This window comes from Arthrobacter sp. H5 (genome assembly GCF_000520595.1).
GTDB lineage: Bacteria > Actinomycetota > Actinomycetes > Actinomycetales > Micrococcaceae > Arthrobacter_D.
Window position 1 is genome coordinate 120817 of record NZ_KI915000.1, and the last position, 14519, is coordinate 135335.

Annotated in this window: 19 protein-coding genes, 1 pseudogene and 1 riboswitch; of the genes and pseudogenes, 14 read left to right on the plus strand and 6 right to left on the minus strand. The window is 62.8% G+C overall.

The genetic code is table 11. The annotated features are described in order from the left end of the window. The first annotated feature begins 166 nt into the window (after positions 1-166). The 3 genes from Y708_RS0113230 (at position 167) to Y708_RS0113240 (ending at position 3030) form a co-directional block, all read left to right on the plus strand. On the plus strand, positions 167-1282 hold the full coding sequence (locus tag Y708_RS0113230) for a siderophore-interacting protein (protein ID WP_035776256.1): 1116 nt from the start codon (positions 167-169) through the stop codon (positions 1280-1282). Between the two features lie 74 nt (positions 1283-1356). After that, positions 1357-1558, plus strand: a riboswitch (cyclic di-AMP (ydaO/yuaA leader). 2 nt (positions 1559-1560) lie between these two features. Further along, positions 1561-2298 (plus strand): M23 family metallopeptidase, encoded by a 738-nt coding sequence (locus Y708_RS28455; protein WP_253905809.1) that lies wholly within the window; start codon positions 1561-1563, stop codon positions 2296-2298. Between the two features lie 120 nt (positions 2299-2418). After that, positions 2419-3030, plus strand: coding sequence for a GNAT family N-acetyltransferase (locus tag Y708_RS0113240; protein WP_035776258.1), 612 nt, complete (start codon positions 2419-2421; stop codon positions 3028-3030). Between the two features lie 67 nt (positions 3031-3097). On the opposite strand, the gene Y708_RS0113245 is transcribed toward Y708_RS0113240, so the two are convergent. After that, a complete protein-coding gene (locus Y708_RS0113245; RefSeq protein ID WP_028280314.1) occupies positions 3098-3568 on the minus strand; it encodes a hypothetical protein in 471 nt (156 codons plus the stop codon). A 201-nt stretch (positions 3569-3769) separates the two neighbouring features. On the opposite strand from Y708_RS0113245, the gene Y708_RS24940 reads away from it, so the two are divergent. Together Y708_RS24940 and Y708_RS24945 are read left to right on the plus strand one after the other, a co-directional pair. Further along, positions 3770-4339, plus strand: a complete 570-nt coding sequence (locus Y708_RS24940) for a hypothetical protein (RefSeq protein ID WP_051478977.1) — start codon at positions 3770-3772, stop codon at positions 4337-4339. A 21-nt stretch (positions 4340-4360) separates the two neighbouring features. Next, on the plus strand, positions 4361-5695 hold the full coding sequence (locus Y708_RS24945; protein ID WP_051478978.1) for a hypothetical protein: 1335 nt from the start codon (positions 4361-4363) through the stop codon (positions 5693-5695). Here the strand turns inward: Y708_RS24945 and Y708_RS0113260 are convergent. The 4 genes and pseudogenes from Y708_RS0113260 to Y708_RS24955 all read right to left on the minus strand — a co-directional run. Beyond that, positions 5653-6564, minus strand: coding sequence for an aminoglycoside phosphotransferase family protein (locus Y708_RS0113260; protein ID WP_216699793.1), 912 nt, complete (start codon positions 6562-6564; stop codon positions 5653-5655). The genes Y708_RS24945 and Y708_RS0113260 overlap by 43 nt on opposite strands. Further along, positions 6561-7250 (minus strand): cation efflux transmembrane domain-containing protein, encoded by a 690-nt coding sequence (locus tag Y708_RS24950; RefSeq protein ID WP_035776259.1) that lies wholly within the window; start codon positions 7248-7250, stop codon positions 6561-6563. The genes Y708_RS0113260 and Y708_RS24950 overlap by 4 nt, the downstream gene beginning before the upstream one ends. 170 nt (positions 7251-7420) lie before the next feature. Next, the gene (locus Y708_RS0113270) at positions 7421-7804 is read right to left on the minus strand and encodes a universal stress protein (RefSeq protein WP_253905816.1); all 384 of its coding nucleotides are present in this window, start codon (positions 7802-7804) and stop codon (positions 7421-7423) included. Further along, a pseudogene (locus tag Y708_RS24955) lies at positions 7695-8687 on the minus strand (tripartite tricarboxylate transporter permease); the annotation flags it as partial. The pseudogene Y708_RS24955 and the gene Y708_RS0113270, both read right to left, overlap by 110 nt. Positions 8688-8787: 100 nt before the next feature. Between Y708_RS24955 and Y708_RS24960 the strand changes: the two are divergent. Beyond that, complete coding sequence (locus Y708_RS24960) at positions 8788-9231, plus strand: response regulator (RefSeq protein ID WP_155853855.1); 444 nt, start codon at positions 8788-8790, stop codon at positions 9229-9231. On the opposite strand, the gene Y708_RS0113285 is transcribed toward Y708_RS24960, so the two are convergent. Further along, positions 9228-10190 (minus strand): diacylglycerol/lipid kinase family protein, encoded by a 963-nt coding sequence (locus tag Y708_RS0113285; protein ID WP_028280317.1) that lies wholly within the window; start codon positions 10188-10190, stop codon positions 9228-9230. The genes Y708_RS24960 and Y708_RS0113285 overlap by 4 nt on opposite strands. A gap of 104 nt (positions 10191-10294) precedes the next feature. On the opposite strand from Y708_RS0113285, the gene Y708_RS0113290 reads away from it, so the two are divergent. The 8 genes from Y708_RS0113290 to Y708_RS0113325 all read left to right on the plus strand — a co-directional run bounded on the left by Y708_RS0113290 (position 10295) and on the right by Y708_RS0113325 (position 14460). Continuing rightward, positions 10295-10495, plus strand: a complete 201-nt coding sequence (locus Y708_RS0113290; protein ID WP_155853856.1) for a hypothetical protein — start codon at positions 10295-10297, stop codon at positions 10493-10495. Between the two features lie 5 nt (positions 10496-10500). Beyond that, the gene (locus Y708_RS24965; protein ID WP_035776261.1) at positions 10501-11289 is read left to right on the plus strand and encodes an SGNH/GDSL hydrolase family protein; all 789 of its coding nucleotides are present in this window, start codon (positions 10501-10503) and stop codon (positions 11287-11289) included. 39 nt (positions 11290-11328) lie between these two features. Then, positions 11329-11817: a MarR family winged helix-turn-helix transcriptional regulator gene (locus tag Y708_RS0113300; protein ID WP_028280319.1), complete on the plus strand. Its 489-nt coding sequence runs from the start codon at positions 11329-11331 to the stop codon at positions 11815-11817. A 244-nt stretch (positions 11818-12061) separates the two neighbouring features. Further along, positions 12062-12298, plus strand: coding sequence for a 50S ribosomal protein L28 (gene rpmB / locus Y708_RS0113305; protein ID WP_019481733.1), 237 nt, complete (start codon positions 12062-12064; stop codon positions 12296-12298). After that, on the plus strand, positions 12298-12465 hold the full coding sequence (gene rpmG / locus Y708_RS0113310; protein WP_019481734.1) for a 50S ribosomal protein L33: 168 nt from the start codon (positions 12298-12300) through the stop codon (positions 12463-12465). The genes rpmB and rpmG overlap by 1 nt, the downstream gene beginning before the upstream one ends. Before the next feature lie 4 nt (positions 12466-12469). After that, on the plus strand, positions 12470-12775 hold the full coding sequence (gene rpsN / locus Y708_RS0113315; protein WP_026545363.1) for a 30S ribosomal protein S14: 306 nt from the start codon (positions 12470-12472) through the stop codon (positions 12773-12775). An 85-nt stretch (positions 12776-12860) separates the two neighbouring features. Further along, complete coding sequence (locus tag Y708_RS24970; protein ID WP_155853857.1) at positions 12861-14060, plus strand: MFS transporter; 1200 nt, start codon at positions 12861-12863, stop codon at positions 14058-14060. Between the two features lie 109 nt (positions 14061-14169). Then, positions 14170-14460, plus strand: a complete 291-nt coding sequence (locus tag Y708_RS0113325) for an HU family DNA-binding protein (RefSeq protein ID WP_028280320.1) — start codon at positions 14170-14172, stop codon at positions 14458-14460. Positions 14461-14519: the final 59 nt, after the last annotated feature.

Below are 14519 nucleotides of genomic sequence, written 5' to 3' on the forward strand. Positions count from 1 at the left end.
TGACCGTGTCTCCGCGCGCTTCGCTTGGTCGACAACCGGACTCTGAGGACCCGGACTCTCCGGTGACCGGCCAAGGGCCGCCAGGCCCGCGTGGAGATCGGCCAACGCAGGGCTACCTGCCCAACCCCCAGGACGAAATCCCGGCAACGAACATGGAGAAGGCATCGTGACCGAACTCAGCACACAGCCCACCGTCCGCCGCACCACAGCGCAGGGTGCCGTGTCAACGGTGCTTGCCTTCGACGTCGTCGTTACCCGGGTTGAGCGGATCAGCGCCAATTTCCAGCGGATCACGTTCGGGGGGTCCTGCTTGAGCGATTTTGGCGTCCAGGGCAGCACGCTGGACCTGCGAATCAAGGTCATGATTCCCGCCTCCCATGGGAACCGCGCGGACATGGCGTCCCTCATGGACTCAGAAGGGACGGGCTGGTACCAGCGCTGGTTGGCGATGGACGCGGACGAGCGGGGCGCCATGCGCACCTACACTGTGCGCGGGGCCCGCTGCGGTGGTGAGGCGCCAGAGGTGGACGTTGACTTTGTCATGCATTTCGACGCCGAAGGCAATGGCGGTCCCGCATCGCAATGGGCTGCCGCGGCGGCTCCAGGGGACCGTGTCTGGCTGATCGGCCCCAACGTGCAGGCTGCCACCTGTGCCACCGCCGGCTCCTATGGTGGCATTGAATGGCGCCCGGGGATGGCGCAGAATGTTCTGCTCGCCGGGGACGAAACAGCGGTGCCTGCCATCAGTGCGATCCTTGAGTCGCTGCCCGCGGACATCAAGGGTCATGCGCTCCTTGAGGTCCCCGATGCGGAGGACTTTCAGGACATCGCCACTGGCTCCGGTGTTGAAATAACCTGGCTGGCGCGGGGCGTGCGCCCGCAGGGGGAGTTGCTGGATGCGGCGGTGCGCCAGGCGGTCAGGCTTCCGGGCTGGGTTTCGCTCTCGTCACCATTCAGCGTTGCGTTGGGTGCGGATTCGCCGGCCGGGCTGGCGCTCGCCGCCGCAGCATCAGCCCGCACCGCGGCGGGCCCTGAGCCTGAGGAGATCGACGTCGACAAGACCATTTTGTGGGAAACGCCCCAACTGCTTGATCAAGGCGCCGTAGGAAATTCCCTGAATCCGGATCGGCCACCGGGCGCGCTCCCGTTCTACGCCTGGATTGCGGGCGAGGCAGCGATGGTGCGCGGGCTCAGACGCTATCTGGTGCGTGACGTGGGCATTGACCGCAAACAGGTTGCTTTCATGGGGTACTGGCGGCAGGGCAGGGCCGAGACCTCCTAGTTTTTGATAACGGAATTGTAACTTTTCCGTGGTTGCCCTATTCTTGATGGGAGCCATTCGCAACATCGTAGCTCCTGGCCCGCACGCCAAACCCTGTCAGCGGCCCAGTCCGTCAATATTTTATGACAGGGGTGGAGGACCCACTTCCGGCAGCATGCTCGCTGCCTTGGGGTGAAGCCCGCCGCGCAATGCCGTGTCTGACGCATTGCAGAGCGGGCCGAGTCAACTCTTGCTCGAATCCGACAGCTAACTCCGCCGGCGTTACAGAGAGGTCTATTTTGTCCCAGCCGGCCAAGACCGGGCGCCGTCGTGCGTCCGGACCCGCTTCACCCGTCAAACCCGCGGGGCCGCGGCGCCGCCTGCATGCCCTGCTGGTTGCCGCCGGTGTAGTCACGGCCGGCGCTGGCGTTGTTCTGGGGGGCCTTTCACCGCTGGAGTCCGTTGAGGAATCGCGGGTAGACGCCGCTGCCTCCGCGCCCAAAGTGACCGCCGAGCCCGAGGCCGCCATGGATTTCAGCCGGGAGCGCCTGAAGGCGACGCGGAGTGAACGCGCGGCGGGTGCCGACGCCCAAACCGCCAAGTCACTGTCCAGTGGTGTGACCAAGCAGGAAGAGGCTGAGGAAGAGCAGGGACTGGGTGCCCCACTTGAGAGTCTGTCGATCGCCTCGCCGTTTGGCTACCGGGTCAACCCGTTGGGCGGGACAGGCACCGAACTGCACACAGGTACCGATTACGCCGGATCCTGCGGAACGCCGGTGTTGGCATCGGACTCGGGCACTGTGGTGGAATCGGGATGGCATGCCTACGGCGGCGGTCAGCGCATTGTGGTGGACCACGGTGAAGGCATCAAGACCAGCTATAACCACCTCGGCAGTCTCGGAGTTTCAGTAGGGCAGGAAATCGGACGCGGAGACAATGTTGGAGCTGTAGGCACCACGGGCAATTCCACCGGCTGCCACCTGCACTTCGAAGTGATCGTTAATGACGCCCCCGTGGATCCGCAGGGACATTTGTAGGGCGGGGCCCTACCAGTACGAAGGCAGCAAAGGTGCGCAGATTGATACTGATCTGTGTTGTGCAGCCTGAGGACCTCATCAGGACACCAATTGTCCACGTCGGTATTAGCATGTTTGGTTATGGGCTCTGACACGGATGACGGCGGGATGGTCGTCTTGCCCGCAAACTATGCCGCCTGCGAAGATCTGGAAGCGATTTTCGGTGCGCGCGGCCCGGCCCGTAATTGCCAGTGCCAGCGGTACAAGCTGCAGCCACGGGAATCCTTCGCATCATTTCCAATCGAGGAACGCACCCATCGGCTACGCCGACAGGTCTCGTGCGGCCAGCCGAAATCGGAGAGCACCAGCGGGCTGGTTGCCAACCTTGATGGCGAGCCCGGCGGCTGGTGTGCGGTTGAGCAGCGCACTGCGTATGCGGGGCTGGTACGAAACTGCCGTGTGCCCTGGCTGGACCGGGCGGAGGACAAAGCAGACCACACCGTTTGGGCGGTGACCTGCATCTTTGTTCGGGCTGAATTTCGGCGGCGGGGGGTCAGCCAGGCGCTGGTAAGTGCCGCCGTCGATTTCGCCCGTCAACGCGGCGCCCGCGCACTCGAGGGATACCCGATCATCACCACGGATGTCCTCTCCGAAGAGCTCCACGTCGGGATACGCAGCGTTTTCGCCGCAGCCGGCTTCACCGAGGTCAGCGCCCCGACGCTGCGCCGTGTGGTGATGCGGATCGACTTCTGATCACACGTCGTGCGCGGGCCGGGCAATCCCACGCCCTCATCGGCGCCGTCCCGCCGTCGTACCGCTGTTAGAAGAGCAAACCCACGCCAATGGTGGCGATGATGCCAAACGCCACTCCCCAAAGGATGATGGCTATGGTCTGCCAGAGCAGCACGGCATTCTTTTTCGCTCCGAAGGAAATCATGGCCACTGAGGTGATGTGGGTGGGCAAGATAGTAGGGCCGAGCAGACTCACTCCTGGCACTCCGAACTTGTCGAAACTCCGGCGCAGTTTCTGGCGTTTGGGTGAGGCTGACTCACCCGCAGGGCGCGCCACCTTGCCGCGGATATTCCCGCTGAGGCTGATGAGGAGCCACACGGCGATGACGTTGCCGACAATCGCCGCTGCGATCGCGATCGGCGGGTTGATCCCCGAGATGACCCCGATCGTGGCGGCACCTTCGGAGTCGACGAATGGTATGGCCCCAGCGACCATCACGCCGACCCACTGCAGGGGCAGCGGCAGGGATTCGGTAAAACCTTGCAGGGACTCAATCACTATGAGCCTTTTGAGTTGAAGGTTGGGCGTTCGAGTTGAGAAGCACCCACTACGGGTGTCCGCGATTTCCGTGGACAAATTCATCACACACCCGGCCCTTAGGTCACACTCAAGCTCTTACAAGGGTGATCTCGGTCACATGGAGTGAAAGGGCTTGACTGTGCCCCAGGGTCACAGTCTGAACTGGCACAGATCGCGGCAATGGGCGAGGCAGACGAGCATCCTGAGGAGGCACTGAAGGTCCTGGACGCAGAGTTGGCCGCCACCATGGACCGGCTTCAGCGGATCCGCGCGGAATTGGCGCTGATGATGCAGAGTCAACTGCCCACGGACCTGCCGCCGGAGCTGGCCTCGGTCACCGGCGATATGTCTCAGAGTGACCGGGCACTCATGGTTGTGTACGGCCGCGTCCTCAGCTCGGCTGGCATTGACGCCATGAGACAGATGCTGAAGGACTACCCCCAGGATCCTGCCGACGTCGAGCTTGACGAGCTGCCGGCGGACGCTGACGAGGATACCAAACGCGACCTGGCAGCCAGGCTCCTACCCCATGTCCTCAAAATACACAGCGCATACCCGGACATGATCACCTCCCAGCTGAAAGCTCCCGGTGGGGCCGAGCACGTGGCCGGCACCATCAACCTGGCTATGAACGACCTCTACAATGCCGCCCAACTCGATGTTTTCCGACGCGTAGGGAATGAACTCCTCAAACGTGCCGGTCAGATCGATGCCGGAGAGCCGCCACCCGCGGGCACCCGCGCGGACTAAAGCGGAGACGAAAGTGAGACTATGCAGAACCAAATGCTGAACAACAGGACGGACCAGTATCTTCGTCCACTCGGTGCTTTCGAACGCACTATCGACCTGTACATGCACCGTAACCCGGTTCAGCTCTCCCTGACGATGGAGCTGAACCGTGACGTCTCCGAAGAAGAGCTGGCCCGGGCGTTGCGGGACCTCCAGAGGCTTCACCCGTTGCTTGCTGCCGACATTGATCGGACCGACCATGGCCATCTTCCGGCGGGCGCCGTGTTTCGACACTCAGCCAACGCAATACCCGTGCGGCTTGCCCGCAACACAACCTGGACGCGCGAAGCCGCCATCGAGCAGACGGATCCGATGAAGCCTGCGCCGGGTCCGCTCGCCCGCGCCGTCCTGATCCCTGCACACAACAGGCAGGCGGGAGCCACCATCGTCATGACCTTCGCCCACCAAATCACGGACGGAAGTGACGCCTTGCGCGCCATGGAGGATCTCGCAAGTCTCCTTGCCGGTTCAACGCCCACCCCGTCGGATCTTCCTGCGGCGCAGGAAGATCTCCTCGTCAACCTGGCGCCGGCATTCACTGCCCTCGACAAGGGCGCCGCCGCAAACCAGTCCGGGGACCTGGTAGCTGACGCGATGCCGCCACAGCCGGGCGGACTGCGTCCCTTTGACGGATCGCTGCCAATCCTCCAGGCGGACGAACTCGACTCTGCCGCGACCCTGCAGCTCGTCGGGCGCTGCCGTGCCGAATCATGCACGGTGCAAGCCGCCTTGTGTGCGGCGGTGGCTTCAATTCTGTTCGAGCCGGCAACGCGGGCCCGGGTGCGGATCAACGTGCCGATTGACCTGCGCCGCGCCGCGGACCTGGAGGACGGCGTAGTCGTTCGCTTCGGCGCGGCCGTGATCGTCCTCGACTACTTCGCCGAGGTGGGCTTCTGGGAGCTCGCGCGGAGCGCCGCCGTTCAGCTCCGGGCCGCACGTAGTTTGGGGACGGTCCGAGCCTCCGCTCTCATGCTCGCGCAGGCCGCTCCGTCAACCGCTGATGATGCGGAGGCAGCGATGCTCGCAGCGACCACGGCCGACATCGAAATCACCAACCTGGGAGTTGCCGACGTAACCAACGCGAGTGGCATGCGGGCGGTGTGGGGTCCAACCATGACCACGCAGGTCGCCGGGGAGCAGATCCTTGGCGTTGTCACCCACGGTGACGTGCTGCGCATGGTTAACCTCACCCTGTCGAGGAACTCGTCGGGAACATCCGCCGCGAACTGGACGCGGCATGCCGGCACCCCTATACGGGCCCACCACCAGAGACGTCACAGGGTGGGTGAGGCGAGGATCCGGGCCAGAGTGCGCTGACCCGTGGCGTGCATTGCCGGGTTAGTCTCGACGTAGTACCAAACGAGGCCCATCGCCTGCTCAAAGGCCCACGCCTGCCCCCGCGACCATTCAAGATCGGTGCAGACAAGCTTGCGCCGGAACGCCTCGCGGGGAGCATGCTCAAGGAGGTGCCACGCACTCACCAGGTCCAGCGCCGGGTCAGCGGCCGCGAGACCGCCGACGTCGAGGATCCCGCTCAGCCGTCCCGCCTGAACAAGGACGTTGCCGGGAATGAGGTCCCCGTGATTCATCACATCAGGGTGTTCCCGGGGGAGGGCACGCAACTTGTTCCAGAGAGTGTGGGCACGTCCGACGTCGATGAGACTCTCACTTCTGCGGAAGCATTCCTTCATCCACGCATCATGACGGGGAAAATCACCTCCGCGTCCTTTTCCATTGAAACGCCGCCCGCGGGTGGGGATGGAGCGGACGTCACAGATGAAGTCCGCAATATCTTCAGCGAAACCGTCCGAAACTGCCACGTTCTCAGTAGCGACCGCGCCCTCCAGCCACGTCTGAACCGACCAGGGCATTGGGTAGCCATGGCACGGAACGCCGATGGCAACCGGCTCAGGAGTCGGAACGTGCGTGTGGCCCAGGAACTCCCGGGACGCGAATGCCTCCTCCTCCAGGCGTTCCCGGGCTGGACCGGGTTCTTGGGGTTGCAGAGGGAACCTTGCGGTCAGTTTGCTGCCGATCCGGTAGATGGCGTTGACCGTACCCTGCGATTCGATGGGCGAGACGGGGAGGTCTTTCCACTGGGGAAACTGTTCCGCGATCAGGCCGCTGACCACCGTCAGCGGTAAATCGAGTTGATCAGCGTGCATTCTGGTGGGTTCCGCGGTCATTGAGTCTCAGCAGCGTGCCCGGGTTCTTCCGCAGCCTCGTGCACGGCTGCGTTGGGCGCGCAGCAGGAGTCACCTTTCCAGGCCGCTACGCCTTCCTTCACCGCGACCGCAGCGATCGCCAGAGCTGCCAGCGGGTCGGCCCAGGCCCAGCCCAGGGTGCTGTTGAGGACAAGCCCCACCAGCAACACGGCGGAGAGGTAGGAACACAGCAGCGTCTGTTTGGAATCGGCCACCGCGGAGTGTGATCCCAGTTCCCGGCCAGCCCGCCGCTGTGCCCAGGAGAGCACAGGCATGACGGCCAGGCTGACCGCGGCAAGCGTGATTCCTACGGGGGAGTGGTCCGGCTGCCCGGCGCCGAACAGACCTCGCAGGGCGTCAATCGTGACGAACAGCGCCAAACCGAAGAAGGAAAACGCGATCAGCCGCAGCGCTGTTCTCTCCCGGCGCTCCGGATCGGGGGCCGCGAACTGCCACGCCACTGCAGCGGCGGACAACACTTCAACAATCGAATCCAGTCCAAACGCAATCAGGGCCGACGACGACGCAATGGTCCCGGCGGCAAGTGCAACAACTGCCTCAATGACGTTGTAGATGATTGTCGCCGCGACAAAGAGCCGGATCCGGCGGGACAGGATCGCTTGCCGTTCCGGACCCAGGTGAGCGGTACGCACCGCGTGTGAATTCATCGGCAACAGCTTTCAGATTTCGGGGCCAGGTCTGCCGGGCCGATCCCATGGTACACGGTTGCGTGTATCGAATTCGGACCTGGAACGACGACGGCGCGCACCCACTTGGCTGGGTGCGCGCCGTCGTCCTTGGCTGGTGCTCTCTTGGTCAATCACCGGTTGTGGAGGGCTTACGCCAGCTTCACCGCCAGCACGTTGCAACGCGCACCGAGCAGGATTGTCTGCGCCGTGGAATCGATGATCAGCTTTCCAACGGGTGTGCGGTGCCGCAGTCCGATGACAATGAGCTCGGCACCGCTCTTTTCGGCCGCGTCCAGCACATCCTCGGCAGCTGTGTCTTTCGACGTGCCGTGGTGCACTGCGTACTCAACACCGGAGGACCTGAGGGTCTGCTCCAGCCTCGCCATGTCAGCGTCATCGGCATAGCCGGGATCAACCAGCCGGTCAGCCCTGGTGGTATTGACCACCACCAGGGAGGCTCCACGGCTCCGCGCTTCGTCGACGGCAGCTGACGCAGCGCCGTCGCCCAGTTCGTTGGGAACGTAGCCCAGCACTATGACGCTCATCGGCCGCGCTCCTCGGCTCCGCGGGAACCGTCTCTGTTTCCATCGCCCGCTGACGGCGCCTCAACCAGAAGAACAGCGCAAAGATGATGATGAGGACAATGTAGATGCCTGCTGCGATCGGGGTGCTGACCAGGGCAACCGGGTCACCCTGCGAGATCGCCAGGGCGCGGCGCAGCTGATCCTTGAAGATCGGCCCCAGGATGATGCCCACCACCAACGGGGAAATGGGGTAGCCGTACCGGCGCATGAAAAAGCCCAGTATGCCAATGACCAGCAGGATAAACACGTCCACAGGGGTGAACTTGACTGAGAATGCACCCATTGCGGCGAAGACCAGGATCCCCGCATAGAGGTAGGGTCGCGGAATCTGCAGAATTTTCACCCAGATCCCTACGAGGGGCAGGTTCAGCACCAGCAGCATGAGGTTGCCGACGTAGAGGTTTGCAATCAGAGCCCATACCAGCGCGCCCTCAACTTCGAACAAGAGCGGGCCGGCCTGGATGTTGTAGCGCTGGAACGCTACCAGCATCATTGCGGCTGTCGCCGTCGTCGGAATACCCAGGGTCAGCAGCGGCACCAGGACACCGGCGGCTGCCGCATTGTTTGCGGACTCCGGTCCGGCAACCCCTTCGATGGCGCCCTTGCCAAACTGCTTCTTGCGCTCGCCCTTGGCAAGCTTCCTTTCAGACGCATAGGAAAGGAAGGTCGCGACGTCGGCGCCGCCGGCGGGAATGGTTCCCACCGGGAATCCGATGAACGTTCCGCGGAGCCAGGGCTTCCAGGAGCGCCGCCAATCGTCACGCTTCATCCAAGTGGTCCAGTTACCGGTCACCGGAATGACCTTGACCGGACCATGGCGAAGACGCGAAGCTGCCGGACATCTCAGGTATCGAAGTTCTCCGTGCGGCACGGAACCTGCCGGGCGATCCCGTGGACGTTATTGCGATCACGGCTGCCCGGGAGCTCGAAACGTGCGCGCAGCGATGGCGGGCGGAGTGCTGCACTATCTGGTCAAGCCCTTCAATTCAAGGGTGCTGCTGCAGCGGCTCGATGATTACGTTGGGCACCGTTCGAGCATTCTGCAGCACAGCTCGGGGGAAGGGGGGCCCCTCGACCAGGACCGAATCGACCGTTTGCTTGCCCCTCCTCCCGGCTCACGCTCATTGGCGTCCGTGCAGGTTCAGCAGCAGCTGCCCAAGGGGTTGTCCGGGCCCACGCTTGAGGCCATCGTGGGGGACCTCCGCTCGTCCACCGTGGGAGCTTCCGCGTCGGAGGTAGCCGGAAGGCTGGGCCTGGCGCGGGTGAGCGCCCGACGTTACCTTGAATTCCTGGTGGCACAGGGCAGCGCACGAATCACTCCGAAGTACGGCGCGGCGGGCCGTCCGGAAAAGTTCTACCTCTGGACGGGAAACTAGGGTTCCGGGTTGGTCAGGATCGCCGGATCCTTTTTCCCGTATGGCATCTTGAGCTTCAGCGAGCGGGCATCAACGCGGAAGGCCATGTGCGTCCCTTTGCCCAGCGGGTCGCCGTCAAGCTGGATTTCCAGCGGAGAGTCGAGTTGCACTTCCGCTTCCTTGCACTGGAAGTATTCCAGCGACGGGTCTTTGCTTTTTCCTCGTGTGAATAGATTGCCTAGCACCCCAAACCATCCGAGCTTTCCGCTCGGCGCGATGGTCATGAGGTCCAGCAGGCCGTCGTCGATTTTGGCACCGGGGAAAATCTCCAGCCCGCCCTGGACCTTCCCGCAGTTGCCTCCCATCACGCTTCGGAGCCTGCGCGTGAACTGTTCGCCGCCGTCGAGCGTGATTCGCGCCTTGGCGGGCTTGCCCTGAAGGTTTCGGAGCCCGGCGTCGACGTAGGCCAGCCAGCCCACCTTGTCTTTCAGATCATCCCGGGTATCCGCCATGATCGACGCATCAAAACCAAGGCCCGCCATCACCAGGAAGACATGGGCATCCTGTGCCCGGTCCACCGTCACATAGACAACGTCAATGTCCCGTTCAGTACCCAACAGCGCCGCCTTCGCGGCTTCCTCCGGATTGTCGACGGCGATGCCGACGTTGCGCGCGAGCAGATTTCCCGTACCGAGGGGGACAAGTCCCAGCGCGGTCCCCTTGCCCGCCAGCTGCTCTGCCACGCATCGGACGGTGCCGTCACCACCGGCAGCGATAACGACGTCGACACCTGCCTTGAGTGCCTCCTGCGTCTGTCCCCTACCCGGGTCGTCTTCAGTGGTTTCGAGGCACAGCACCTCGTCCCAGCCTTCGCTCTCACACAGCGCTGAGACGATGTCCCGGATGTCGCCGCCGGTGTCCTTGATCGGGTTGACGATGAGGGCGGCGCGTTTGCGTCCGGTATCTGAGGAGGTGGCCATGGGATCCTTAGGAAGTTCGGACGTTTCCCACGAGCCTATCCGAGCGCCGGCGGATAGTGAGACTGGTTATGCTGGATTTCCCAGCAATCCATCAAGGAGGAACCGTGGACAAGGATCAGGAAGAACCTCAGGACAAGGATCCGGAAACCATCAACCCCAAAGGCGGATCGCCCACGTTTCCCAACCTTCCGTCGTCGCACCCTACCGGCGACACGAGGGAGTTTGGCGGCTCATTTGATGAGACGGAGCACCACTCCCAGAATGACCTCGCCCATCAGGAAAAAGACACAGGGAAGGACGCCTAGAAAACGTGGAATTCTCTCAGCGGTATGTGGCCCTCGGCGACTCCTTCACTGAAGGGGTAGGCGATTGGGATCCGTCCAGTCCCAATGGCGTCCGCGGATGGGCGGACCGTGTGGCGCAGCAGCTGATCCTCGCGGAGCCGTCCTGGGGGTATGCAAACCTGGCGATCCGCGGACGAAAGTTGCGCCAGATCATGGCAGAGCAGGTAGACGGAGCGCTGAAACTCGAGCCGACCCTGGTCACCATCTATGCCGGAGCCAATGACATCCTGCGTCCGCGCATTGACATTGATGCGCTGATGGCAGAGTACGACGCCGGTATCGCCAAACTTGTTGCGTCCGGTGCCGCGGTGGTCATGTTTACCGGCTTCGACTCGTCGGGCTCTGCGGTGTTCGGCCGGACGCGTGGCCGCACTGCGATTTACAACGAGCTGGTGCGGGAAATAGCAGACAGGCACGGCGCGGATATTGTGGACTACTGGCGGCTGAGGGAGTTCCAGAACTGGGATTACTGGGATACGGACCGCCTGCACATGGCGTCCTCGGGCCACACCCTGATGGCCATCAGGGTGTTGGAGGTGCTCAAGTCCTCGCATTCGATCGACCTGCCGGAACTCGAAACCCGGCCCGCGCTGTCGCGGCTCAACCAGCTCCGCGCCGACGCCAAGTGGGCGCGCGATTACCTCACGCCCTGGGTTGGGCGGCGGCTGAGGGGCATCTCCTCGGGAGACACGATTACCGCAAAGTATCCCCAGCCGGTCCGCCCGGACTGGTCCAGCAGTTCTGTACGCAGGTGATCATGGTCAGCTTGCTTATTTTTGTGCCAGAATTGCGTCATGACAGCCGTTAAGTGGTTAAGTCCGGCGGAACGGCAGGCATGGCTGGCCTTGTACGCGGTGGCAACCATGTTGCCGGGAACACTGGATGCCCAACTGAACAAAAGGGCAAAAATCACGCTTTTCGACTACCACGTGCTGGCCATGCTCTCGGAAGCCGAGGGCCACACTCTGCCGATGAGTGAACTGGCGGGCAGGTCCAACGCCTCCTTGTCGCGGCTCAGTCATGTGGTGACAAAACTGGAGGACCGCAGCTGGGTGCGGCGCAGCCAGAGCAACAAGGACGCCCGCGTGACGACAGCCACGATCACGGCCGACGGTCTGCAGAACCTGCGCGTCCTGGCCGAGGGCCACGTGCAGCATGTGCGGAGCGTGGTATTCGACGCCCTCGACGCGGAGGATGTTGCCGATCTGGAACGCATCGGCAGGAAGATCCTCTCCCGGATGGATGAACAACACTGGATCCTGCGCCAGGCCCTGCCCCTGTAACAGTGCCTCCCAGCGAAGGGTGGGCGATTGGTCTTAATCCAGCCCAGCTCCTAGAATGGAAGGGCATCAGGTGGCAGAGCGTGCGCAATTGCTCCGGTTTTCAGGAATCATTTTCCTGACGATCGGTAGTTAGGGGCTCAAGTTGCGCGGAAACGCAGGCATCTCTCGATAGTCATCGAGCAACGCTCCTGAACGCATTTCATGGCAGGTCACACTGCCGAACATTTATTTTTGGAGGATAGTCATGGCAGCTCACTGCCAAGTGACTGGAGCCGAGCCGGGCTTTGGGCACAGCATTTCGCACTCGCACCGCCGCACCAAGCGCAGGTTCGACCCGAATATTCAAAAGAAGCGCTACTGGGTTCCGTCCCTGCGCCGCAACGTGACGCTGCAGGTTTCGGCCCGCGGTATCAAGACCATTGACGTGCGCGGAATTGACGCCGTCGTCGCCTCGATCCTGGCGCGGGGAGTGAAGCTCTAATGGCAAAGGACAAAGACGTACGTCCCATCATCAAGCTGAAGTCTACGGCCGGCACCGGTTACACCTACGTAACCCGGAAGAACCGCCGTAATGACCCGGACCGCATGGTTCTGATGAAGTACGACCCCAAGATCCGCAAGCACGTCGAATTCCGAGAGGAGCGCTAAACACATGGCTAAGAAGTCAAAGATTGCTCGCAACGAGCAGCGCAAGGTCATCGTTGAGCGTTATGCTGCAAAGCGCCTCGAGCTGAAAAAGACCCTGGTTGATGAAAACGCAACCGATGAAGCACGTGAAGCTGCACGCCTCGGCCTGCAGAAGCTGCCACGCAACGCTTCGCCGGTCCGCCTGCGCAACCGTGACCAGATTGACGGACGCCCCCGCGGCACGCTCCAGAAGTTTGGCATTTCCCGTGTGCGTTTCCGCGACATGGCACACCGTGGCGAACTGCCCGGCGTAACCAAGTCAAGCTGGTAACCACCACGCAGCCTTGAGGGCTGGAGCGGCGACTTTGAACAAGTCGCCGCTCCAGCTGTTTAACGCCACATCGAAGGGTCGCCCCGTGCCGAGCCGTAGCCTGATGCAGCCGCCCCTGCTCCTGCTGTCCGCCGGCGGATTCCTGGCCGTTGCTACGGAAGTCCTCCCCATCGGACTGCTGCCGCTGATGGCAGCCGATCTGGGCGTGTCAGGGTCCGCGATCGGACTGCTGGTTTCCGCCTACGCGGCGGTGGTGGTGTTCGCCTCCATCCCGCTGAACTCCTGGACCAGCAAACTTCCGCGTAAGCCGCTACTGGTTGGGCTTCTTATTGGCTACGGCGCAAGCAACCTGGTGGTGTGCCTGGCAGACAGCTACGCCGTCGCGCTGACCGGCAGGCTGCTGGCGGGGGCCTGCCACGCATTGTTCTTCGCGGTGCTGTTTGGGTATGCGTCACGGCTGGCGCCAAGGGGCCGGCTTGGCGGTGCGGTTGCCCTCGTGAACGCTGGGAACGCCGTCGCCATTGCAGGAGGCGTGCCGCTCAGCACCTGGCTGGGCGCGACGGTCGGCTGGCGCTGGGCATTCGCATGTGCCGCAGGCCTGGCCTTTCTGCTGGCTCTGGGCGCCGCGCGTTTGATGCCCCCAAGCCCCGGCTCCTCGCTATCCGGAGGTGCACAGCTGCGTGTGGTTCTCAGAGAGAAGTCCCTTCACCGCGTCATCGCAGCGGTAATAGTACTGGTAACCGCCCAGTTTGCCCTTTACACCTTCATCACCCCGCTGCTGCTTGAATCCGGCTTTACCCGCGATACCGTCGGTCTCGCGCTACTGGCGTACGGCGCGGCGGGAGTGCTGGGCCTGAGCCTGCTTGCCCGGTTTACCGATTCCCATCTGCGCCGTGGCCTGCTGGTGTCCGTCGCGGTGATGGCCGCCGCCGTCGTACTCATTGCTTTGCTGGGCGGAACGCCAGGCTGGACGCTGGTACTCGTTGTTGTCTGGGGGATATTCTTCGGCCCTGTGCCGTCCTACGTGCAGACGGCGGCCATGAATTCCGCGCCCAGCCAGCCCGAGACGGTCTCCGCCATCCACAATTCCACCTTTAACATCGGCATCAGCGCCGGCGCGTTTATTGGGGCGCAGACCGTGCTGGTGGCTCCGCCGTCGGGGATCGGATATGTCAGCGCTGCGCTGATGCTGGTGGCTCTTGTAGTTGTGCTGACCGGCCACAAGGACGGCTTTCCCCCGGCAACAACGTTGAATTTCCGGCGATTTGGGCGCAAAAACCCCTAAATATGCGCCAATCTGCGGGAGTTTCCCGTTCAAGCTGGTAAGTTTTCGCACAGAAGCTTTTCGAAACCGTGAAGCTCTGCGAAATCCAACAAGTCCAGGAGGACATACATTGGCTAAGAAAGAGACCAAGAACCGCAGCGAACTGGTTGCCGAGGTAGCAGCAAAGGCTGACACCAGCCAGACTGCAGTTAACAGCGTGCTTGATGCCCTGTTTGATGTACTTGCATCCTCCGCAGCTTCCGACGTCAAGGTCACCATTCCAGGCTGGTTGGCAGTCGAGCGCACCGAGCGTGCAGCGCGTACCGGCCGCAACCCCCAGACCGGTGAGACCATTCAGATTGCCGCCGGCAGCAGCGTGAAGCTGACCGCAGGCTCCAAGCTGAAGGCTGCAGTCAAGTAGTCTGCCGTCCCTCAGGACAGCTGGCCGTCACCGCGAAGGTGGCGGCCACTCCTGTTTAA

Coding starts and splice junctions, on each gene's coding strand:
- Y708_RS24945 (WP_051478978.1), top strand. CDS start 4,361: ATGCAGAACCAAATGCTGAACAACAGGACGGACCAGTATCTTCGTCCA.
- rpsN (WP_026545363.1), top strand. CDS start 12,470: ATGGCTAAGAAGTCAAAGATTGCTCGCAACGAGCAGCGCAAGGTCATC.
- Y708_RS0113260 (WP_216699793.1), bottom strand. CDS start 6,564: ATGACCGCGGAACCCACCAGAATGCACGCTGATCAACTCGATTTACCG.
- rpmG (WP_019481734.1), top strand. CDS start 12,298: ATGGCAAAGGACAAAGACGTACGTCCCATCATCAAGCTGAAGTCTACG.
- rpmB (WP_019481733.1), top strand. CDS start 12,062: ATGGCAGCTCACTGCCAAGTGACTGGAGCCGAGCCGGGCTTTGGGCAC.
- Y708_RS0113300 (WP_028280319.1), top strand. CDS start 11,329: ATGACAGCCGTTAAGTGGTTAAGTCCGGCGGAACGGCAGGCATGGCTG.
- Y708_RS24940 (WP_051478977.1), top strand. CDS start 3,770: ATGGGCGAGGCAGACGAGCATCCTGAGGAGGCACTGAAGGTCCTGGAC.
- Y708_RS0113240 (WP_035776258.1), top strand. CDS start 2,419: ATGGGCTCTGACACGGATGACGGCGGGATGGTCGTCTTGCCCGCAAAC.
- Y708_RS24950 (WP_035776259.1), bottom strand. CDS start 7,250: ATGAATTCACACGCGGTGCGTACCGCTCACCTGGGTCCGGAACGGCAA.
- Y708_RS0113285 (WP_028280317.1), bottom strand. CDS start 10,190: ATGGCCACCTCCTCAGATACCGGACGCAAACGCGCCGCCCTCATCGTC.